This window comes from Devosia sp. (genome assembly GCF_028290625.1).
In the GTDB taxonomy this organism is placed as follows: Bacteria; Pseudomonadota; Alphaproteobacteria; order Rhizobiales; family Devosiaceae; genus Devosia.
Map to the genome: position 1 here is coordinate 32,854 of NZ_JAQGJM010000023.1, position 18,735 is coordinate 51,588.

At 63.5% G+C, this 18,735-nt stretch carries 21 protein-coding genes and 1 riboswitch; of the genes, 10 read left to right on the forward strand and 11 right to left on the reverse strand.

Annotation, left to right across the window (positions count from 1 at the left end; translation table 11 throughout):
- Nucleotides 1–19 precede the first annotated feature (19 nt).
- A complete protein-coding gene (locus JWR51_RS12985) occupies nt 20–2,038 on the forward strand; it encodes a hypothetical protein (RefSeq protein WP_299748015.1) in 2,019 nt (672 codons plus the stop codon).
- Here JWR51_RS12985 and JWR51_RS12990 read toward each other — a convergent pair.
- The 3 genes from JWR51_RS12990 to thiB form a co-directional block, all read right to left on the reverse strand.
- A complete protein-coding gene (locus JWR51_RS12990; protein WP_299748017.1) occupies nt 2,035–2,673 on the reverse strand; it encodes an ATP-binding cassette domain-containing protein in 639 nt (212 codons plus the stop codon). The genes JWR51_RS12985 and JWR51_RS12990 overlap by 4 nt on opposite strands.
- The gene (locus JWR51_RS12995; protein WP_299748019.1) at nt 2,660–4,252 is read right to left on the reverse strand and encodes a hypothetical protein; all 1,593 of its coding nucleotides are present in this window, start codon (nt 4,250–4,252) and stop codon (nt 2,660–2,662) included. Before JWR51_RS12995 ends, JWR51_RS12990 begins: the two co-directional genes overlap by 14 nt.
- Before the next feature lie 184 nt (nt 4,253–4,436).
- Nucleotides 4,437–5,441 carry a thiamine ABC transporter substrate binding subunit gene (thiB, locus tag JWR51_RS13000; RefSeq protein WP_299748021.1) on the reverse strand — a complete coding sequence of 335 codons (1,005 nt, stop codon included), beginning with the start codon at nt 5,439–5,441 and terminating at the stop codon, nt 4,437–4,439.
- A gap of 72 nt (nt 5,442–5,513) precedes the next feature.
- Nucleotides 5,514–5,612: riboswitch (TPP riboswitch) on the reverse strand.
- 41 nt (nt 5,613–5,653) lie between these two features.
- Between thiB and JWR51_RS13005 the strand changes: the two genes are divergently transcribed.
- Nucleotides 5,654–6,328: a thiamine diphosphokinase gene (locus tag JWR51_RS13005; protein WP_299748023.1), complete on the forward strand. Its 675-nt coding sequence runs from the start codon at nt 5,654–5,656 to the stop codon at nt 6,326–6,328.
- The gene (locus JWR51_RS13010; protein ID WP_299748025.1) at nt 6,325–7,602 is read left to right on the forward strand and encodes an RNA polymerase sigma factor; all 1,278 of its coding nucleotides are present in this window, start codon (nt 6,325–6,327) and stop codon (nt 7,600–7,602) included. Before JWR51_RS13005 ends, JWR51_RS13010 begins: the two co-directional genes overlap by 4 nt.
- A gap of 141 nt (nt 7,603–7,743) precedes the next feature.
- Here JWR51_RS13010 and JWR51_RS13015 read toward each other — a convergent pair whose 3' ends face one another.
- Both JWR51_RS13015 and JWR51_RS13020 read right to left on the reverse strand, forming a co-directional pair.
- A complete protein-coding gene (locus JWR51_RS13015; RefSeq protein ID WP_299725034.1) occupies nt 7,744–8,100 on the reverse strand; it encodes a response regulator in 357 nt (118 codons plus the stop codon).
- A gap of 93 nt (nt 8,101–8,193) precedes the next feature.
- Nucleotides 8,194–9,024, reverse strand: coding sequence for an SDR family NAD(P)-dependent oxidoreductase (locus JWR51_RS13020; RefSeq protein ID WP_299748027.1), 831 nt, complete (start codon nt 9,022–9,024; stop codon nt 8,194–8,196).
- A gap of 161 nt (nt 9,025–9,185) precedes the next feature.
- Between JWR51_RS13020 and JWR51_RS13025 the strand changes: the two genes are divergently transcribed.
- Nucleotides 9,186–9,740 (forward strand): TetR family transcriptional regulator, encoded by a 555-nt coding sequence (locus JWR51_RS13025; RefSeq protein ID WP_299748029.1) that lies wholly within the window; start codon nt 9,186–9,188, stop codon nt 9,738–9,740.
- On the opposite strand, the gene chpT is transcribed toward JWR51_RS13025, so the two are convergent.
- A complete protein-coding gene (gene chpT, locus JWR51_RS13030; protein ID WP_299748031.1) occupies nt 9,741–10,418 on the reverse strand; it encodes a histidine phosphotransferase ChpT in 678 nt (225 codons plus the stop codon).
- A 141-nt stretch (nt 10,419–10,559) separates the two neighbouring features.
- A complete protein-coding gene (locus JWR51_RS13035; protein ID WP_299748033.1) occupies nt 10,560–11,015 on the reverse strand; it encodes a YHS domain-containing (seleno)protein in 456 nt (151 codons plus the stop codon).
- A gap of 125 nt (nt 11,016–11,140) precedes the next feature.
- Between JWR51_RS13035 and JWR51_RS13040 the strand changes: the two genes are divergently transcribed.
- Both JWR51_RS13040 and JWR51_RS13045 read left to right on the forward strand, forming a co-directional pair.
- Nucleotides 11,141–11,710 (forward strand): DUF1134 domain-containing protein, encoded by a 570-nt coding sequence (locus tag JWR51_RS13040; protein WP_299748035.1) that lies wholly within the window; start codon nt 11,141–11,143, stop codon nt 11,708–11,710.
- Nucleotides 11,711–11,900: 190 nt separating this feature from the next.
- Entirely contained in the window at nt 11,901–12,851 is a 951-nt protein-coding gene (locus JWR51_RS13045; RefSeq protein ID WP_299748037.1) for a hypothetical protein, read from the forward strand.
- Nucleotides 12,852–13,008: 157 nt separating this feature from the next.
- On the opposite strand, the gene JWR51_RS13050 is transcribed toward JWR51_RS13045, so the two are convergent.
- Nucleotides 13,009–13,368 carry a DUF6476 family protein gene (locus JWR51_RS13050; protein ID WP_299748039.1) on the reverse strand — a complete coding sequence of 120 codons (360 nt, stop codon included), beginning with the start codon at nt 13,366–13,368 and terminating at the stop codon, nt 13,009–13,011.
- Between JWR51_RS13050 and JWR51_RS13055 the strand changes: the two genes are divergently transcribed.
- Nucleotides 13,367–14,395: an RluA family pseudouridine synthase gene (locus JWR51_RS13055; protein ID WP_299748041.1), complete on the forward strand. Its 1,029-nt coding sequence runs from the start codon at nt 13,367–13,369 to the stop codon at nt 14,393–14,395. The two genes, JWR51_RS13050 and JWR51_RS13055, sit on opposite strands and share 2 nt — an antisense overlap.
- Before the next feature lie 295 nt (nt 14,396–14,690).
- On the forward strand, nt 14,691–15,575 hold the full coding sequence (gene rpoH, locus JWR51_RS13060; protein WP_299748043.1) for an RNA polymerase sigma factor RpoH: 885 nt from the start codon (nt 14,691–14,693) through the stop codon (nt 15,573–15,575).
- A gap of 67 nt (nt 15,576–15,642) precedes the next feature.
- Here the strand turns inward: rpoH and JWR51_RS13065 are convergent, their stop codons facing one another.
- Together JWR51_RS13065 and JWR51_RS13070 are read right to left on the reverse strand one after the other, a co-directional pair.
- Nucleotides 15,643–16,071 carry a YciI family protein gene (locus tag JWR51_RS13065; RefSeq protein ID WP_299748045.1) on the reverse strand — a complete coding sequence of 143 codons (429 nt, stop codon included), beginning with the start codon at nt 16,069–16,071 and terminating at the stop codon, nt 15,643–15,645.
- A gap of 23 nt (nt 16,072–16,094) precedes the next feature.
- The gene (locus JWR51_RS13070) at nt 16,095–16,913 is read right to left on the reverse strand and encodes an alpha/beta hydrolase (RefSeq protein ID WP_366525585.1); all 819 of its coding nucleotides are present in this window, start codon (nt 16,911–16,913) and stop codon (nt 16,095–16,097) included.
- Nucleotides 16,914–17,120: 207 nt separating this feature from the next.
- Between JWR51_RS13070 and JWR51_RS13075 the strand changes: the two genes are divergently transcribed.
- Together JWR51_RS13075 and JWR51_RS13080 are read left to right on the forward strand one after the other, a co-directional pair.
- Nucleotides 17,121–17,303, forward strand: coding sequence for a hypothetical protein (locus JWR51_RS13075; protein ID WP_299748048.1), 183 nt, complete (start codon nt 17,121–17,123; stop codon nt 17,301–17,303).
- The gene (locus tag JWR51_RS13080; RefSeq protein WP_299748050.1) at nt 17,297–17,743 is read left to right on the forward strand and encodes a hypothetical protein; all 447 of its coding nucleotides are present in this window, start codon (nt 17,297–17,299) and stop codon (nt 17,741–17,743) included. Before JWR51_RS13075 ends, JWR51_RS13080 begins: the two co-directional genes overlap by 7 nt.
- 74 nt (nt 17,744–17,817) lie before the next feature.
- Here JWR51_RS13080 and ctrA read toward each other — a convergent pair whose 3' ends face one another.
- Nucleotides 17,818–18,519 (reverse strand): response regulator transcription factor CtrA, encoded by a 702-nt coding sequence (gene ctrA / locus JWR51_RS13085; protein WP_299748052.1) that lies wholly within the window; start codon nt 18,517–18,519, stop codon nt 17,818–17,820.
- Nucleotides 18,520–18,735: the final 216 nt, after the last annotated feature.

Sequence of the window (18,735 nt, forward strand, 5' to 3'; positions counted from 1 at the left end):
CGTGAGTAGCAAGTAACCTATGGCGGACTACAAAGAGCTGTTGCGCCGGGCAATCTCGGCGCTGCCGGAGAATAACGGGGCCGCACGACGTGCGGTTTACGAGAAGGCGCGCGCAGCCCTTGTCGGGCAATTGCGCGCCATCACGCCGCCATTGCCGGCGCGCGATATCACCCAGCACCGGCTGCAGCTCGAAGATTGCATCCGCCAGGTTGAGCAGGAAGCCAGCGAGGCGGTGATCTCGCTGAGCCGCGATATCAATATGAGCGCGCGCCCTGCCGCGCCTGAACCCGTGGCGCCACCGGCGGCAGCAGAGCCCGCACCAGTGGCGGTGGTCCCGCCGCCACCCCCGGTGGTTGAGGCGCCCAAGCCCGTAGAACCGCCGAAATCTGTCGAAGTGCCCAAGCCGACCGAAGCTCCCGCGGCGGCTGGCAGCATCGAAGATATCATCAACCAGGCCGCCGCCTCGGCTTCGGCCAGCGTGGTGAGCATCACCGCAAAGCCAGCCGAGCCGAAGCCGGAAGTCCGGGAGGAGCGCCCGCTGCCCTCGATCGTGGCGCGCGCGGAAGCCGCCAAGAGCGGGCCGACCTCTTCGATTTCCAGTGGTCTTGCGCGGCAGGCCGATAGTCCTCTCAAGGCGCCCAGCTTTACGCCGCGCCGCGAACCGACGCCCCTGGCAGCCAATTCGTCCGAAACCGTACGGGTGACGTCGCGCATGGAGCCGAGCCTGGGCAACCAGGCATTGGCGCGCCAGCAGGTCGCCATGCCGTTGGCCGTCGTCGATGCGCCGCCGGTTGAGGCCGCATTGTCGAGCGTCCGTGAAGTTGAGGTCGAGCCCGATCCGCGCGAGGCCGAGGGCGTCATTGAACGCGCCATCGAAACGCTGGATCGCGAAGCGCGCGGCGAAGTCACCGCACCACTGGCCGACCCGGTGGCCAGGGCGCCCGGCGCTGCCGTTCGCAACGGCACTGTCGAGGCGGATGACGATGCTAGCGATGTGAGTTTTGCCGCAGCGCCTTCAGGTGGACGGAGTGGCGCCGGGCTGACGATTTTCCTCGTCGTGTTCGTACTGCTGCTGGCCGGTGTGGGCGGTGGCGGATTCTGGGCCTGGCGCGAGGGCTATGTGGATCTCGACCAGATGTTCGGACGGGCCACGACGACCCTGCAGGTCGCCCAGGTGGCGCCGGCGACCGACAATACTGCGCCGACGCTGGATACCAATGAAGCGCCGGCGCCGACCGCCGACAATGCCGCCGGTCCCGGCAATACGGCGACCACGAGCGGCACCGATGAGCCGACGACGGCGCTTGAGGGCCTGGAAATCCAGGATCGCCTGGAGCCGACACCGACGCCGGTGGTGCCCAGCGCCAACCAGACCGCCTTGCCGCAATTGGGCGGCGAAGAGGTCAAGGGCGAAGAACGCCTGCCCGACGAAGACACCGCCGTGGCGCCGAGCACGGACCTGACCGCATCGGTCGACCCCGCCATTTTGGCCGGCAGCCAATCGCTGCTGCTGGAAGCCTCACCTGACGGGCGCACCGGCGCCGTGCCGTTCTCGGGCACCATCGACTGGACCGAAGGCGTCGACGAAGTCGGGCTGCCGACCCTGGTCGGCAAGGCCAATATTCCGGCGCGCAATCTTGGTATCTCGATGACCATTCGCAAGAATGCCGATCCGAGCCTGCCGGCCAGCCATTTGATGGAAGTCGATTTTAGCGTCAACGACACCTTCGTTGGCGGCACAATTGCGGGCCTGCCAGGCGTGTTGCTGAAGAACGAAGAACTGGTGCCTGGCACGCCGCTGGTGGGTGCATCGGCGCGGGTGGTGGGCAATTCGTTCCTGTTCGCACTCAGCGCCTCGCCCAGTGATGCGGCGACCAATACCGACCTGCTCGAGCACCGCAAATGGATGGACCTAGCGGTGATCTACGGCACCGGGCGCAACGCCATCATCACGCTCGAGAAAGACGATGCCGCGCAGGCACTGTTCGACAAGGTGTTTGCGGCCTGGGCCAAGCCCGCGCCGGCGCCCGCACCCTAAGCCTGCGTCAGCCGATAATCGGCCAGCCGGTAGCGCCGGCTGGCAATGGCGGCAACATCATCTTGGTGGTGACTAACCAGGATCGTATGCCAGCCATGCCGCTCGGTTAGGGTCCTGACCAAGGCGCGGATGGTTTGACGAGTCTCGTCGTCGAGCGCCGAGAATGGTTCATCCAGCAACAGCACCGGACGATCGCGCAGCAGCGTGCGAGCGAGCGCGACGCGCTGCTTCTGCCCACCTGACAGAGTGGCGGCGCGTTGCGGCCCGATATCGGTCAGACCCACTTCTGCGAGGGCCTGGGCGACGCGCTGGTCGATGACGGCGCGCGGCGTGTTGGCCGGCAGGCCGAGCGCGATATTGCGGGCAGCGCTCAAATGTTCGAACAGGCTTTCCGATTGCAGCAGCAGCGAAACCGGACGGCGTTCCGGCGGCAGCGGCAGAAAATCCATGCCGTCGAGCGTCAACGTGCCCGAACTGGGAGCAAGAAATCCAGCGAGCTGATCCAGCAATGTGGATTTGCCCGAGCCGCTGGCGCCCGAGATCGCGGTGATCTGACCGGGCAGGGCGTCGAACGAAAACACATACGGCGTGGCCTGGCCGGGATAGGCGAAGCTCAGGGCTTCAGCGCGCAACATAGGCGAGCCTTTCGAACAATTTGGGCAGGGCGACAAAGGCCACGATGGTGCCGACCAGCAGGATCGCGGCGATAGCAGCGGCGTCATTGCCCCGGTAGGCGCCGAGCGCGCGGAACATCAGCAGCGGTAGCGTCTGAAAATCCTGCGTGCCGAACAGCGCGATAACCCCCAGATCTCCGAGCGAAAAGCAGAAGGCCAGCGCGAGCGCCACCCCGATATCGCGGCCGAGCAGGGGATATTCCACCAGCGCGAACTGGCGCCAGCCGGAGAGACCGAGCGAGCGGATCAGCTTGCCACGGCTGCGCGCGATGGCGTCGAGCGGCGGGCCGAGCGTCGCCACGGCGAAGGGCAGCGACAGCATGGTATTGCCGAGAATAACCACATACGGCGCCGCAACAGCCGGCGCGACGCCGAGATTGCGGACGGCGAGGAAGAAGCCGAGCGACAACACCACGGCTGGGACCGCCAGATAGGCATAGCTGGGAATGCCGAGGGCGGTGCGCGCGGCGCCATTGCTGGTGGCGCTGCGGCCCAGGGTCAGGATCAGCGCGAGCGCCAGGGTCAGAAGCGCCGAGACGCTGCCGATGACAAGGCTGGCGGCGGTGGCGTGCCAGAAGCTGGCGGTGGCGATGACAGGGGGAATGCCGGCACTGAAGCCGCCAATCAGCGCTGTCAGCAGGGGCAGCACGAAGCCGAGCGTGCAGAGGATCAGCACCACGGTTTGTAGCGCGCGGGCGGCGAGAGGGTCGCGCCAGCTTGGGGCGATGGAGGCGCCGAGGCTCGTGGGCACTGGTGCCAGTGCCGAGGCGCCGAGGATGACGATGGAACAGACGCCAATCTGCGTCAGCGCCAGCATGACCGCACCCTGCAGGTCGAAATCCTGGCGCACGGCGGCGTAGATGGCGACTTCCAGCGTCTGGTTCGCCGGCCCGCCGCCAAGCAGCAGCACGATGGGAAAGCTGGTGAAGGCGAGAAGGAAAATGATGGCGGCAAGGCCGGGGATGGTGCCGGCCATGGCCGGCCAATCCACAATGGCGAAGCGCTGGCGGGCGGTGAGCGCCAGGCTCTGACCGGTCTTGAGGCGTGACTGTGGGATGGCGTCGAGCCGCGCCAAGAGGATGCGGGCCGCGAAGGCGCCATCGAGGATGACATGGGCGAACAAGATGCCGGACAGCCCGAAGGCCGGGTTGCCGAGAGTGTGGCCGGTGAGGGCTTCGGCCGCCTGGTTGATCCAGCCGTTGCGGCCCCAGATGGTGAGGAGGCCAAAGGCAACGATCATGCCGGGAGTAACGATGGCGGAGGAGAACAGCCCCACCACCAGATCTCGGCCTGGAAAGCGCAGGCGATTGAGGCTCCACGCAAGGGCGATGCCGACGATAAGCGAGAGTACAGTCGTGAGGCCCGCCTGGATGGTGGTCATGCGTACCAGGTGGGGGATATCGAGGCGCGAGGCGGACCCGGAGGCGCCGGTGGCAGTGGTGAAGATGGAATAGAGCACCACAGCGATCAGCGCCGCGATGGCGAGCGCGAGGATGGCGGCGGCGGCGATGCGGAGGGGGCGCGGGGGCAGGGAGGTCATGGAGTGACCACACGAGTTCGAGTATGCCACGCCCCCCACCCCTGACCCCTCCCCACGAGGGGGAGGGAGAGGACGGAGCCGCACGCCCGGAGGCCGCGGCCACGAAGATTGAATGGGAGGGTCTCCTCCCCCCTTGTGGGGGAGGGACAGGGTGGGGGGGTGGTTTGGCGCATCGACGCTAGCCCTACTGAATCGCCTTCAGCATCTCGTCGATCCATTCCTTCGAATGCGCCGCAATATCCTCGTCGCTCAGGCGCAAGGTCTTGCTCGGCTGGGGCAAGGACGCAAAGGCCGGATCGAGATCAGCGCCTAGGTTCACGACCGGGAACATCCAGTTAGTATTGGGGATGATCTTCTGACCATCGACGGAGCTGAGATAAGCGAGGAACTGCTTAGCCAATTCCTGATGCTTGGACGACTTCAGTACGCCGGCAACTTCAACCTGGGCGTAGTGACCCTCGTCAAACTGCGCGGCGTGGATAGTGTCATCATGCTCGGAGACGATGTGGTAGGCCGGTGAGGTCGTATAGCTCAGCGCCATGTCCGCTTCGCCCTTGAGGAACAGGTCGTAGCTTTCGCTCCACTCGCGCGTCACCGTCAGGATATGGGGCTTCAGTCCCTTCCAGATCTCGGCGGCGCGGTCGCCATAGGCGGCCTTGACCCAGAGCACGAGGCCGAGTCCCGGCGTGGCCGAGCGCGGGTCCTGGATGGCGATCTTGAAGCTGTCGGGCAGTGCGATGAGCTCTTCGAACGACTTTGGCGGCGTCTTGACCGTGTCGCTGTCATAGACGAACGCGAAATGGGCGTAGTCGAACGGCACGAACTGCTTGTCGGTCCAGGCATCGGGCAGGTCGAGGCCGGAGAGATCGAGGCCATGATCGGCGAATAGCCCGGTGGCGCGGGCTTCCCCGGCAATCGACGTATCGAGACCGACGATCAGGTCGGCTTGGGTGGTGTCGCCTTCGAGCTGGACCCGGCGCAGCGTGCCGATGGACGAGTCGGCGGCGACCCAGTTGACAGTGCAGCCGCAGGTGGCCTCGAAGCCGGCCTTGAGACCGGGGCCGGGGCCCCATTCGGCGGCAAAGCCGTCATAGGTATAGATCGTCAGCACCGGCGCCTCTTGGGCGATGGCGGGGGGGGCGAACAGTCCGGTTAGGACCGCAAGCGCCAGACGGGTGAATTTGACCATGGGTCATTCCCTTCAAGGTGTTGCGGCCATGTGAGAAGGGAATATGTCAATGGCGTGGGTACGAGAAGGCACCCCTTGCCATCTCGAACTTCCTCCGCCAGCATGACCTGGTTCAGGTTCAATGGGTAACTCTCAGCTCCGGATTTCTCCGGAACACCCCAGCGAGACGCCCCACACTTAATGAGAGCTTTGTGACAGTGCAAGAGACTTCCGTGGACGCAGCGGACGGGCTGCCTTTGGTGTTTGACGGGCCGATCGCCATCGTGGGCGGGGGTAACGTCGATGCTGCCCTGCTGCGGGCGCTGGCGAAAATCGGCGTCATGCTGGTGGGCGCCGATGGCGGCGGCGATGCGATCGGCGCGGCCGGGCTGGTACCTGCAGCTATTATCGGCGACCTTGATTCGCTGTCGGATCGTGCTGCCTGGGAGAGCCGGACGCGGGTGATTCATATTCCCGAACAGATCACCACGGACTTCCAGAAGGCGATTTATTCGACCCGGGCGCCGGTGACGCTGGCGCTGGGCATGACCGGCAAGCGGCTCGACCACACGCTGGCGGCGCTGAGCGCTGTGCTGCAATTCGCGCCCGAGCGCAAGCTGATGCTGGTCGATGAGGTGGATGTGGCCTTCGCCTCGGTGGGCCCGTGCGGCTTCGAGGCCGCGGCCGGCGAGCGGGTATCGATCCATCCACTGGTGCGGGTCGGCTTTGTGCGCTCGACGGGGCTGTTTTACCCACTGGATGGGCTGGTGCTGGAGCCGGGCGGGCTGATCGGCACATCCAATGCGGCGACGGGTGGCCGCGTGGAAATTGAGCCGGAGGACAAGACGCCATGGCTGCTGATCCTGGGCAAGGAGCGGTTATGGGACTTGCTGGGGGAGTTGGAATGACGAGCCAGACCGCAGCCGAAGCCGAAACCCACCGCGCCATCTCCGCGGTCTGGAAAATCGAGCAGCCTCGCCTGATCGCGGGGTTGACGCGGGTGGTGCGCGACATTTCCACCGCCGAGGAGTTGGCACAGGATGCGCTGGTGATCGCGCTCAAGACCTGGCCGCAGTCGGGCGTTCCCAACAATCCGGGCGCCTGGCTCATGCAGGCCGCCAAGCGCCGCGCCATCGATATGTTCCGCCATCGCAAGATGGCCGCCGAAAAGCTGGTCGACGTCGGCCATGGCATCGAGACCGACACGCCCGACCACATCGAGCAACTGCATGAGGCGCTGGACGATGATGTGGGCGACGATCTGCTGCGGCTGATCTTCACTTCGTGCCATCCGGTACTGCCGCCTGAGTCCCGCGTGGCGCTGACGCTGCGGCTGTTGGGTGGGCTGACGACCGAGGAAATCGCCCGGGCCTTCCTCGTGGCCGAACCCACGATCGGCCAGCGCATCGTGCGCGCCAAACGCACCATTGCGGAGGCTGGCGTGCCGTTCGAAGTGCCACGCGGGGCCGAGCGCGCCGAGCGGCTCGCTTCGGTGCTAGGCGTGGTTTACCTGATTTTCAACGAGGGCTATTCGGCCACCGCCGGCAGCGATTGGATGCGCCCGCAGCTCTGCGACGAGGCGCTGCGGCTGGGCCGCGTCCTGGCACGGCTGACGCCGGAGGAGAGCGAGGTGCATGCGCTGGTGGCGCTGATGGAAATCCAGGCTTCGCGCACCCAAGCCCGCACCGATGCCCAAGGCGAGCCGGTGTTGCTGCTCGATCAGGATCGCTCCCGCTGGGACCAGTTGCTGATCCGGCGCGGCCTTGCGGCTTTGGCCGAAGCAGAACGCCTGGGTGGCGCCGAGGGGCCTTACGCCATCCAGGCCGCCATTGCCGCCTGTCATGCGCGGGCGCACAAGGGCCAAGACACCGATTGGCCGCGCATCGCCGCGCTTTACGGCAGGCTGGCCGAAGTCACGCCCTCGCCGGTGATCGAGCTCAACCGTGCGGTGGCCGTCGCCATGGCGGAAGGCCCCGGTCCCGCTCTGGCGCTGATCGACGCGATCAAGGACGAGCCGGCGCTCAAGAGCTATCATTTCCTACCGGTGGTTCGCGGCGACCTCTTGGAAAAGCTGGGCCGGCGCGCCGAGGCCAAAGCCGAATTCGAAAAGGCCGCCGGCCTGACGCACAACGAGCGCGAACAGGCGTTTTTGCGTGCGCGGGCGGAGTTGCTGGCGGATTAGGTGCAGATCGCCAACCGCCGAACCTCACCCGAAAGCCGGGGTCAGCCTCAATCTCTCCCACCCACCGACCTTCCCGCGGGTCAAGCCCGCGGGAAGGTCGGTGGGTGGTAGTTGGATGGAGTGTCGAGCCGGGGGCGAATCCTAAGCCGCTTCGAACTTGGATTCTAAAATCGCGCGATCAAACGGCTTCATCATGTAGTCGCTGGCGCCAGCGCGCAGCGCCATGGCGATGGCGCCGATATCGTTCTCGACCGTGCAATAGACGATGCGGGGCTTGTCGCCGCCCACATAAGCGCGCAGCAGCTTGAGGAATTCGAGCCCGCTCATGATGGGCATGTTCCAGTCGAGCAGGATGGCGTCCGGCATTTCCTGGCGGCACTTGTCGAAGGCTTCCTGGCCGTCTTCGGCCTCGTCGACGATGTAATCCATATCTTCCATGATGCGCCGTGCCACAGTGCGGACGACGGTGGAGTCATCGACGATGAGGCAGGATTTCATGGACTTGCACTTTCGGCAGAGGCGGACGCATAGGTATTATGCCCCGCCACTGCCTACGGAAACGTTAGCATTGCGTGTGCAATGGCGCCGATCTCAGTCTTGCGCTTCGGTCGCGTTGATCAGGTGCAGCCACTGTTTGTCGGCCGCGGCCTTGTCGGCTTCGAACCCGGTGACCATCTCGTAGGCGCTCGTGCCCAGGATCAGGCGCAGCGGTGGTTCGGGAAGTTCGACCACCTGCAGCAGCACCTGCGCGGCCTTCTCCGGATCACCAGCAGGCTTGAAGGCGCCCGACCGCATTAGATCGGCCCGCACGCCGACGGTCTGCTGATAGGGGGCGCTGACCGGTGGAATGGTCATTGATGAGCCCGCCCAATCGGTGCGGAAACCGCCCGGCTCGACGATCGTCACCTTGATGCCAAGCGGGGCCACTTCCTGCGCCAAGATGCCCGAGAAGCCTTCGACCGCCCACTTGGCGCTCTGGTAGCCGGCCAGGCCGATCGAATGCAGCCGCCCGCCGATCGAGGTGATCTGGATGATATGGCCATGGCCCTGCTGGCGCAGGAACGGCAGCGCCGCCTTGGTGACATAGACGGTGCCGTAGAAATTGGTATCGATCTGCGCCTTGAAATCGGCGTCCGTGACGTCTTCGATCGCCGCTATATCGCCATAGCCGGCATTGTTGACCACGGCATCCAACTGGCCGAACAGGCCGTGTGCCTCGGCGACCACGCGCTTGACCGCTTCATTGTCCGCTACGTCCAGCGCCAGAGCGCGAACTGTGTCGGGATAGCGCGCCACCAGATCGGCCAATTGTTCGGGCTTGCGCGCCGTGGCGATCACCCTGTTGCCTGCGGCGAGCGCGGCTTCGACGATGGCACGGCCCAAGCCGCGCGAACTGCCGGTTACGAACCAGACTTTGCTCATGGTATTTCTCCTTGCTGAGCGTCCTGCGCTCTGCCAATCGTCGTCCTGCCACTGGCAATACGGCGACAAAATTACCAACTAACTATTTGGTTGGTTGTACAGCCGTGAGATAGTGAGCTGCACAAGCGTTGTCAACCAACCAGTTAGTTGGAAAGTGAACTATGGCCGGAGATGCCACCGAAACCCGCAAGAAACTGCTTGCTGCTGCGACGGAAGAATTCGCTGCGCGTGGCATTGCGGGCGCGCGCGTCGATCGCATCGCCGCCGAGGCGGGTGCCAATAAGTCTTTGATCTACAGCTATTTCGGCAGCAAGGACGGCCTGTTTGCGGCGGTCTACGATGCGCAAGTCGTGCTCACCATCGATGCGGTGCCATTCACCGCAGACGATCTGCCGGGTTATGCCGCGCGCCAGTTCGATCATCACCGGCTGCACCCCACGGTGCAGCGGTTGACCACTTGGTCCCGGCTCGAGCGCGGCACCGATGCGTCGCCGATCGAAGCGATCGCCAGTTCCAACATTCGCAAGATTACGGCGATCGAGGCGGAGCAGGCTGCCGGCCGCCTGCCCACGCGGTTTTCAGCCTATGAGCTGCTCAGCATGGTGCTCGCGATTGCCAATATGTGGGCCACCGGTTCTCACCAGCCGCCCGGCGCCGCCGATATTGCGCGGCAGCGCCAAAGCATCATCGATGCGGTCAAGCTGCTGATCGGGTGATCAGGCGGCGACCGCCACGGGCTTCGGCACGGCGGTCAGGTAGAACATTTCGTTTTCGATGCCGATGGTGATGTCCATGTCAGTCATGCGCGCCAGCAGCCCGGTATAGAATGGCTGGATGCCGCGGGCATCGACCGAGCCTTCGTCGGGCATGCCCGACAGCAGCCCGACGCAACCGGCGGGGATCAGCGTCTTCTGGCGCTTTTCCGGGTCGCTCTTGCTGGTGAATTCGAACTTCTCGCTGCCCGCGTCGCCGGTGATGCTGGCCGTTACCTGGCCGCCGCGCGGCACCGACATGGCGGCGATCAGCAGCATGTTCATGAACAGCTTGGCCTTGTGCTTGGGCATCAAGATCAGCGGCACGTTCCATTCCAGATCGGCTTTTTCGATCTCGAACAGGATGCGCGCCACGCGTTCGCATTCGCGCGTATCGATATCGGTGCCGGCCGTCGAGGAGGCTCCATAGGCCAGGCGGGCGAATTCGAGCTTGGCGCGGCTCTGCTTGGCGGCGCTGGCGATCAGGTCGCGCGCGCCTTCGCTCATGTCGCCCTGGCTGGGGTCGGCCAGAACTTCGAGCCCATTGCCGATCGCCCCGATCGGATTGATCAGGTCGTGACAGACCCGGGAGCACAACATGGCCGCGAGATCGGTTGCCTTGAGCTCGATGATATCGGCCATCTATGCAGTCTCCGTAAGAGCGCGCGCCGAGGAAGGCGCGGGAATCAGTGACACCGACATTAGAGCCTCATCGGTAAAAATAGACCTATTTTTCTGGCTGCGGGCAGTGATGCTCGCAAATTGGCGCGAGACTGCCCGGAGCTATTGCCGGACCAATACCTTGGACAGGGCAGGCCAGTTCGCTTCGGCCTTGGTCGCCGCCTCGGCGGGCGCCAGCAGGAAGGCTTCGCGGTTGCCGGCCGAATAGAACATATAGAGCCGCTCCTTGTAGACCGCGTAAATGCTCGGATCGGCATCGGAGACGAAGCCGCGCGCGACGCTCATGGCGCCATGCCCGCCGAATTGCGGGGCATAGATTTCGGGCGCGCTGGCGAACACATCGCGATTGGCGGCGGTGGCGAAATGCCAGACCACTCCGCTCCAGGAGAATTCATAATCGCCGCGACCCAGCAGCGGCGCGGGCTCGGTGAAATAGGAGACCGGGTCCATGCCGTCGATGGCGACGCCGGTCAGTGGATCGGTGATGATCGTGGTGACGATCGACTGCGCCTGGGCCGGTCCAGCCATACTCAATAGCGGCAGAACAAAGGCAAGCATGGTTAAGATTTGTTTATAGATTTGCTTCATGATTGCCAGCAGTGATCGGTGCGCGCGTCCCACACTTAAGCTACAATCCAAAGCTTAAGGTCCTCGTAACCACCGTGCTGCCCCGGAGGACAATCATGTTCAAGCGCTTCGCTCTCGTTCTTGCCGTGCTGACGGCGATCCTCGCTCCGGCGCCCGCTGCCTTTGCCCAGGGATCGCTCGGCGATACCTATTCGGGCGAGGAACTGGTCAATACCGGTAGCGCCTTTTTCGGTTCGGTGGCGCAGGGCCTGGCCTCGCTGATCGAACGCGCGGTGAGCCAGTTCGGCCTCCCTAATGGCTATGTGCTGGGCGAGGATGCCGGCGGCGCGCTGTTCGCCGGCGCCCGTTACGGCCAAGGCACGCTCTACACCCGCAATGCTGGCGAGATCCCGGTGTTCTGGCAGGGCCCAAGCCTCGGCTTCGATGTTGGCGGCGATGGCTCCAAATCGATGATGCTGGTCTACAACCTCTCCCAGATTCAGGAAATCTACGGTCGTTTTGCCGGCGTCGATGGCTCCGCCTATATCATCGGCGGGCTGGGCATGACGGTGATCAAGAACCGCAATATTGTGCTGGTGCCGATCCGCTCGGGTGTCGGCGCGCGGCTGGGCTTTAATGTCGGCTATCTCAAATTCACCGCCGAGCCGACCTGGAACCCCTTCTGAGGGACGAAAACTACAACAATTGATCGTAAAAACGCAGTAGCCGGGGCCCAGCGTCCCAGCGCTATCGTGACTGGCCCGCGCAAACGCGTTAGGAATGTTGGTGGGTTGAGGATGGCGGATTTGCGCCATTGCTGCCAGATAGGGTTTACCCGCAAGGCTTTGGCGGCAGGGCGGTTCCGGAGTTCGGTCGATGGGCATCGAGAACATCATGTATTTCGCGCTCGGCCTGCTCGCTGCGGGCCTGTTGGCGCTGATCATCATGCCCGCGGTGTGGCGACGCGCCGTGCGCCTGACCAAGCGTCGCATCGAGGCTGCCACCCCCATCACCATGGCCGAGTTCCGCGCCGACAAGGACCAGTTGCGCGCCGAGTTCGCGCTCAGCACCCGCAAGCTGGAAATGACCATCGACACGCTGCGCAAGCGGATGGCCGACCAGATTACCGATGTCGACCGCAAGCGTGCTGATCTGGGGGCGCTCAAGGCCGAACGCGACCAGCACGGCGTCGTGGTCACCGAGCTGGAGGCCCGCGAAGCCGAGATCCGTGCCCGCCTGGCGGAACTGGAGCGCGACAATACCGATCTGGCGCAGCGCCTGCGCATGCGCGAGCGCGAACTATCGGTTCGCAACGAAGAACTTGAGACCATGCGCAGCGGCGTCGGCTCCAAGAAAGCCAGTGCCGATAGCCTCGTCGCCGCCGAAGCGCGTCTCGCCAGCGCAGAAAACCGCCTCAACGCCATTCTGGCCGAAACCGGCGAGGCAGTGGAGAAAGCGGGGGGGCAGCCCAGCCAGTTGCTGGCCGACAAGCTCAACCTCGACGATGAACTCGAAGTTCTGCGCACCAAGGTGGCGGGCGTCGAGACGACATTGCTGGCCGATTGGGACACCGATCGCATGGATGAAGCCAAGCTACGCGACCGGCTGAACGACATCGCTGCCAGTGTCAGCCGCCTGGTCTATGCCAGCGAAAGCGAAAAGCCGGTGGTGGCGGGCCCCGAGGAAAGCCTGTTCGACCGCGTGCAGCGCTTTGCCGCCGATGGCAAAACCACCGAGGAACTGCCCAAGCCGCCCCCGCCGGGCAAACGCAAAGGCGGTAGCGTCACCGACCGCATGGCCGCGCTGCGCGAAATCCAGGGCCGCTAAGGCGTTCCGATCTGGCCCGAACCCTCCCACCCACCGACCTTCCCGCGGACTTGATCCGCGGGCCGCTATCAGCGTGGCACAAGCGGCCAATGGCCCGCGGGTCAAGCCCGCGGGAAGAACAGTGGGTGAAAAGCTAGACCGCCATACGACGCGCAGCCTATGGCGCGGCCGCCCCGATCACCACGGTGCGGGTCAACTCGCCAGTCTTCTGGTCGAACAGCGCCAGCGTCACCACGCCCCCAATCCGGTAGGTCACGTTGACCGTGCCATCCGCCACTACCGCCGAAATCACCTCAGCTCCAGCCGGCGTGCTGATGCTCGCTGCAACCTCAGGCGGCGGGCTATCGCGCATTACGCGATAGACAAGCGCGAAACCAATCGCGATAAAGCCCAGCAACAGGATGCCGATCGATATTGCGAACGAGCGGCGCGCCTTTTTCAGGATGGCCTTCGCTTCGGGCGATAGTGGTACATCCGCGTCTGGCCCGTTTGGCCCGGAATTTTGAGGATCGCTCATGCAGGACCTACCCATTGAGGAAATCGATGGTGATGAAGTCGAAGTCGTCGTCGATGCCGAACAGGCCGGCGGGCGGCTCGATGCCGTCCTGGCCAAGGCCCACGACGTTCTCAGCCGCAGCCGCCTCAAGGACTTGATCCTCACCGGCGCCGTGGCCATTGACGGTGAAACCGTCAGCGAGCCCAAATATCGCGTCAAGGCCGGCGAGACAATCACTCTTATCGCGCCGCCCCCAGAAGATGCCGAGCCCCAGGGCGAGGATATTCCGCTCGATATCCTGTACGAGGACGACCAGCTCATCGTCCTCAATAAGCCGGTCGGCATGGTGGTCCATCCCGCCCCCGGCAGCCCGAACGGCACGCTGGTCAATGCGCTGATCTTCCATTGCGGCGCCAGCCTGCAGGGTATCGGCGGCGTCAAGCGCCCCGGGATCGTGCATCGCCTCGACCGAGACACTTCCGGCGTCATGGTGGCAGCAAAGACCGACCTAGCCCATCAGCACCTGTCCTCCCAGTTCGCCGATCACGGCCGCACCGGACCATTGCACCGCGCCTATATCGCCTTCGTCTGGGGCACGACCGAAACCGGCAAGGGCACCATCCAGGCCCCGCTTGGCCGCGACCAGAACAATCGCCTCAAGCAGACCGTGCGCAAGGACGGTCGCGAGGCCATCACCCATTACGCCGTGGAAGCGCGCTTCGGCGGCGAGGGCTGGGATATCACCCGCATCCAGTGCCAGCTCGAAACCGGCCGCACGCATCAGATCCGCGTTCACATGGCCTATATCGGCCACCCGCTGGTCTCTGACCTGGTCTATGCCCCTGGCTACGCCACCAAAATCAACCGCCTGCCTCCCGAAGTCGCCGGCCCGATCGTGGCGCTGGGCCGCCAGGCACTGCACGCCGCCGAACTCGGCTTCGAGCACCCGACGACAGGCGAGGAAATGATGTTCGAAGCCCCATTGCCGCCCGACCTGGAGGCGCTTGAGGAGGCACTGGAGGATTTCGACAAGGCGTTTGCGCGATAGATTGTGCCACGCCCTCGTGGTTCGAGGGTCGCTACGCTCCCGCCTCACCATGAGGACTACTGAACTATTGCGACTACCCAGTAGCCCTCATGGTGAGGTGCGAGTTCTTCACGAGCCTCGAACCACGAGGGTGTGGAACCTTATCCGATTTGTAACGTTTGTTGAGGTTCGGCAGCCCTTACAATTGCCGGATTGCTGCCTACATATAGGTCCGTTTCGTCCCCTGTGCCGCTCTCGGACAGGCGCGAAACATTCCGCCCGCGGAATGCGGGGGAGCCAGAAAGGGGTGCGTTTAATGGCCCAGACTAATCTACCCGTCCTATCCGCCGAAGGCGGGCTCAGCCGCTATCTCCAGGAAATCCGCAAGTTCCCGATGTTGGAGCCGGATGAAGAATTCATGCTGGCCAAGCGCTACAAGGAGCACGCCGATCCGGGCGCTGCCCAGCGCCTGATCACGTCTCATCTCCGCCTCGTGGCAAAAATTGCCATGGGCTATCGCGGCTATGGCCTGCCCATTTCCGAAGTCATTTCGGAAGGCAATGTGGGCCTGATGCACGCCGTCAAACGCTTCGAGCCCGATAAGGGCTTCCGCCTCGCCACCTATGCGATGTGGTGGATCCGCGCTGCGATCCAGGAATATGTCCTGCGCTCGTGGTCGCTGGTCAAGATCGGCACCACCGCCGCGCAAAAGCGCCTGTTCTTCAACCTGCGTAAGGTGAAGGGTCAGATCGCCGCGCTCGATGATGGCAATCTGCATCCGGACCAGATCGCGCAGATCGCCACCACGCTCAACGTGACGGCCGAGGAAGTCGTGTCGATGAACGCCCGTCTGTCGGGCGATGCCTCGCTCAACTCGCCGATGCGCGCCGACGAAGGCTCGTCCGAATGGCAGGATTGGCTGGTTGACGATACGCCGAGCGCCGAAACGCGCCTGGGCGACAGCGAAGAATACAATGAGCGCATGGGGCTGCTGAACGGCGCTATGGAAGTGCTCAACGAACGCGAACGCGCGATCTTCCAGGCTCGCCGCCTGCAGGATAATCCGTCGACGCTCGAAGAGCTGGCCCAGCAATACGACGTCAGCCGCGAGCGTATCCGCCAGATCGAGGTGCGCGCCTTCGAAAAGGTGCAGGACGCCGTCAAGGACGCTGCCCGCCACCAGGCCGGCGCCGACGCCTAAGCGATCCAGCCACAGAATGCGAAAGGCCGCCCCAAGGGGCGGCCTTTTTTGTTCGCGCGGGCATGCGTTAGCGCGTGATCGGCTTCTCATTGGCATCGCGCCAGGCCTGTTCCGCCTCCAGATGCTCCTTGGTGACGCTGTCGGCTGGGAAATCGAAGGCCTCGAACACCAGGCGCAACTCCACCTCCTCGCCCTCCGCCAGGGGGATGCGCTTGCACCATTCGAGGGCTTCGGACTTATCCTTGACCTGGATCAGCCAGAAGCCCGCCAGCAGCTCCTTGGTTTCGGCGAAGGGGCCGTCGGTGACGATGACCTTGCCGTCTTCCAGCTTGATGCGGGCGCCTTTGGAGGAGGCCTGCAGGCCATCGCCGGCCAGCAGGATACCGGCGTCGATCAGGGCCTCGTTATAGCGCCCCATCGCGGCGATTAGTTCGGACGGCGGCATAATGCCGGCTTCGCTTTCGCGCGAGGCTTTGACGAGGATCATGAAGCGCATGGCGCTGTCTCCTGAGGCTGGGGTTACATGCCCATGAAGGATTTCGGCGTTTCACCCTGCAGGAACGGCTCGATGAAAGCATGGAGCAGTTCGGGCTGGTTGATGACGGCAGTATGGGCCGTCGCGGGCAGGATGGCGAGGCGGGAAGCGGCCAAGGGCGCGCCCATGTCGCCCATCACGCCACCCCCGAGCAGTTTGAAGAACGCCACTTCATGCTCAAGGGTGATGACGTCGCTATCGCCAGCAATGACCAGCACCGGGCTCTTGATCGTCTTGACGCCGGCTTCCCAGGCCAGCGGCTCGTGTTCGAGCGCGATCATCTTGTCGACGAAGGCAGGAAAACCGTCCGGATTGACCGCCAGCTTTTTCCAGGCGTCTTCCATCGGCGTGCCGATGAACATTTCCGGCTTCATTTGCGGGATGAAGGCGGTGTAGGCCGGCTGCATGCCTGAAATGTCGTAGCCGGCCGAGGCGCTGACCAGCTGGTCGACCTTTTCGGGATGGCGGATGGTCAGCTGGATGGCGGCACCAGCGCCCATGGAATAGCCGAAGATATCGGCTTTGGGGATATCGAGGGCGTCCATCAGCCCGGCGACGTCATCGGCCAGGTTTTCATAGGTGATGGGGCGATCGATATCCTCGGTGCGGCCATGGCCCTGGAATTCCATGGCGATGACCTTGTGGGTCTTGGCCAGCATAGGGATGATCGCACCCATATCGGGAATGGTCATATAGGCGCCGGGCAGCACGACCAGGGGATCGCCCTCGCCGCTGATCTCGTAATAGATGTTCATGCCATTGACCGGGACGGTTTCGGCATGGGCGGCGGTGACGGCCAGCATGCTGGCGACGACGAGCGGGGCAAAGAGCTTGCGCATGGCGGTTTCCTCGGTGGCGGCGCCAGTCTGTCCGGCGCTTCTGCTGACACAACGAATGAGGCGGGGCAGTTTCGACAGGGCACCGAAAAGAAACTTTCCAGATTAGAAACCCGTCAGCTTTGGTTCATCCGGCATGGCTTATTTGGCGCATCGAAAACCGGAGGGACTTTCATGCATATCGCCGTTACCTGCTTGCTGCTCACCACCGCAATCGTGCCTGCTTTCGCCGAGGATTCGCCGATTGCCGGAACCTGGATCGACTCCGTGTCGCGGAGCGGCCCTGATGCCCCCGAACCATGGGGCAAGGTCCAACAGGTCTACCAGGTCACCGTCGGCGAGCATGTATCGTGCTAGAACAAACGCCGATCGCCGAGATTGCGGCAGCGCTTGGCGGCGCTTCGCACGATTGGGGCGAGGCTGGCGAAGCGGCAACCTGGGCCTGCTTCAGCCGCGGCGCGGAAACGCTTTGGCTCTATTCGGATGGCGAAATGGGCGATGGTAAGGTGACGGGTATTGGCCTTGACGCCCGCGATACTGCGCCCGCCTCGGCGCAATGCACGGACTGGCCTGCCGCGGTGGCAGTCGAACTCGGGATCATGGGCATCGGTCTGCCCATGGACGTGATCATTCCCAATTACGGCACCAGCCAACCCGACGACTACGGCTGGATGCGCTCGATCAACCTGGCGCCCGATCCCGCTAACGCGCAGTCCCAGATCTGGCAGGAACTCACATTTCGCCAGTCCGACGGCATTATCGATGCCGTGGCGGTGCTGCAAGAATCCGGCAACTGATGCCCCAAAAACCAGAACCCCGCGCAGGAGAGGCTGCACGGGGTTCGGTGTGACGGTATTGGGAGCCGAGAAGCTTATGCGATCTCGGAATATTCCTGCTCGTCGGGTTCGCGCAGCACATAGCCGCGGCCCCAGACGGTTTCGATGTAGTTCTTGCCGCCGGTCGCAACGCTCAGCTTCTTGCGCAGCTTGCAGATGAACACGTCGATGATCTTGAGTTCGGGTTCGTCCATGCCACCGTAGAGGTGGTTGAGGAACATTTCCTTGGTGAGGGTGGTACCCTTGCGGAGCGAGAGAAGCTCCAGCATCTGGTATTCCTTACCCGTCAGGTGAACACGCTGTCCGCCGACTTCCACCGTTTTGGTGTCGAGATTAACGCAGAGATCGCCGGTGTTGATGACCGACTGGGCGTGGCCCTTGGAGCGGCGGACGATCGCGTGGATGCGGGCGACCAGTTCGTCCTTGTGGAATGGCTTGGTCATGTAGTCGTCGGCGCCAACGCCGAGACCCTTGACCTTATCTTCTGTACCGGCGAGGCCGGACAGGATCAAAATGGGGGTCTTGATCTTGGAGACGCGCAACTGCTTGAGCACGTCGTAGCCGGACATATCCGGCAAGTTGAGATCAAGGAGAATTATATCGTAGTCGTAGAGTTTGCCGAGATCGACACCCTCTTCTCCAAGGTCCGTCGTATAGACATTGAAGCTCTCTGATTTGAGCATCAATTCGATGGACTGCGCAGTCGCGCTATCGTCCTCAATTAACAAAACGCGCATGCCAGTCCCCTCTATCGCCGCTCTGGGCGTCAGGTCGGCGCGCTAATGCAGCGCCGCGGAATAACGCCTTAAACAACTGATTCGAACCCTGACGTGATATGGTTAACAAAACCTGATTCATGTTCGCAAGAGTCTTGAGTGTAATTTTTATCGAATCGCACTAAGATATTGCTTGGAACCAGTTTTTCTTACCCGTTCGCGTTCAGACTCCACTTT

Excerpts from the sequence above, each read along its gene's own strand:
- JWR51_RS13015 (WP_299725034.1), bottom strand. The coding sequence starts at position 8,100 with ATGAAATCCTGCCTCATCGTCGATGACTCCACCGTCGTCCGCACTGTG.
- JWR51_RS13020 (WP_299748027.1), bottom strand. The coding sequence starts at position 9,024 with ATGAGCAAAGTCTGGTTCGTAACCGGCAGTTCGCGCGGCTTGGGCCGT.
- thiB (WP_299748021.1), bottom strand. The coding sequence starts at position 5,441 with ATGGTCAAATTCACCCGTCTGGCGCTTGCGGTCCTAACCGGACTGTTC.
- JWR51_RS13065 (WP_299748045.1), bottom strand. The coding sequence starts at position 16,071 with ATGCGCTTCATGATCCTCGTCAAAGCCTCGCGCGAAAGCGAAGCCGGC.
- JWR51_RS13055 (WP_299748041.1), top strand. The coding sequence starts at position 13,367 with ATGCAGGACCTACCCATTGAGGAAATCGATGGTGATGAAGTCGAAGTC.
- JWR51_RS12985 (WP_299748015.1), top strand. The coding sequence starts at position 20 with ATGGCGGACTACAAAGAGCTGTTGCGCCGGGCAATCTCGGCGCTGCCG.
- chpT (WP_299748031.1), bottom strand. The coding sequence starts at position 10,418 with ATGGCCGATATCATCGAGCTCAAGGCAACCGATCTCGCGGCCATGTTG.
- ctrA (WP_299748052.1), bottom strand. The coding sequence starts at position 18,519 with ATGCGCGTTTTGTTAATTGAGGACGATAGCGCGACTGCGCAGTCCATC.
- JWR51_RS13035 (WP_299748033.1), bottom strand. The coding sequence starts at position 11,015 with ATGCTTGCCTTTGTTCTGCCGCTATTGAGTATGGCTGGACCGGCCCAG.
- JWR51_RS13050 (WP_299748039.1), bottom strand. The coding sequence starts at position 13,368 with ATGAGCGATCCTCAAAATTCCGGGCCAAACGGGCCAGACGCGGATGTA.
- rpoH (WP_299748043.1), top strand. The coding sequence starts at position 14,691 with ATGGCCCAGACTAATCTACCCGTCCTATCCGCCGAAGGCGGGCTCAGC.
- JWR51_RS13070 (WP_366525585.1), bottom strand. The coding sequence starts at position 16,913 with ATGCTGGCCGTCACCGCCGCCCATGCCGAAACCGTCCCGGTCAATGGC.
- JWR51_RS13010 (WP_299748025.1), top strand. The coding sequence starts at position 6,325 with ATGACGAGCCAGACCGCAGCCGAAGCCGAAACCCACCGCGCCATCTCC.
- JWR51_RS13045 (WP_299748037.1), top strand. The coding sequence starts at position 11,901 with ATGGGCATCGAGAACATCATGTATTTCGCGCTCGGCCTGCTCGCTGCG.
- JWR51_RS13040 (WP_299748035.1), top strand. The coding sequence starts at position 11,141 with ATGTTCAAGCGCTTCGCTCTCGTTCTTGCCGTGCTGACGGCGATCCTC.
- JWR51_RS13075 (WP_299748048.1), top strand. The coding sequence starts at position 17,121 with ATGCATATCGCCGTTACCTGCTTGCTGCTCACCACCGCAATCGTGCCT.
- JWR51_RS13025 (WP_299748029.1), top strand. The coding sequence starts at position 9,186 with ATGGCCGGAGATGCCACCGAAACCCGCAAGAAACTGCTTGCTGCTGCG.
- JWR51_RS12990 (WP_299748017.1), bottom strand. The coding sequence starts at position 2,673 with ATGTTGCGCGCTGAAGCCCTGAGCTTCGCCTATCCCGGCCAGGCCACG.
- JWR51_RS12995 (WP_299748019.1), bottom strand. The coding sequence starts at position 4,252 with ATGACCTCCCTGCCCCCGCGCCCCCTCCGCATCGCCGCCGCCGCCATC.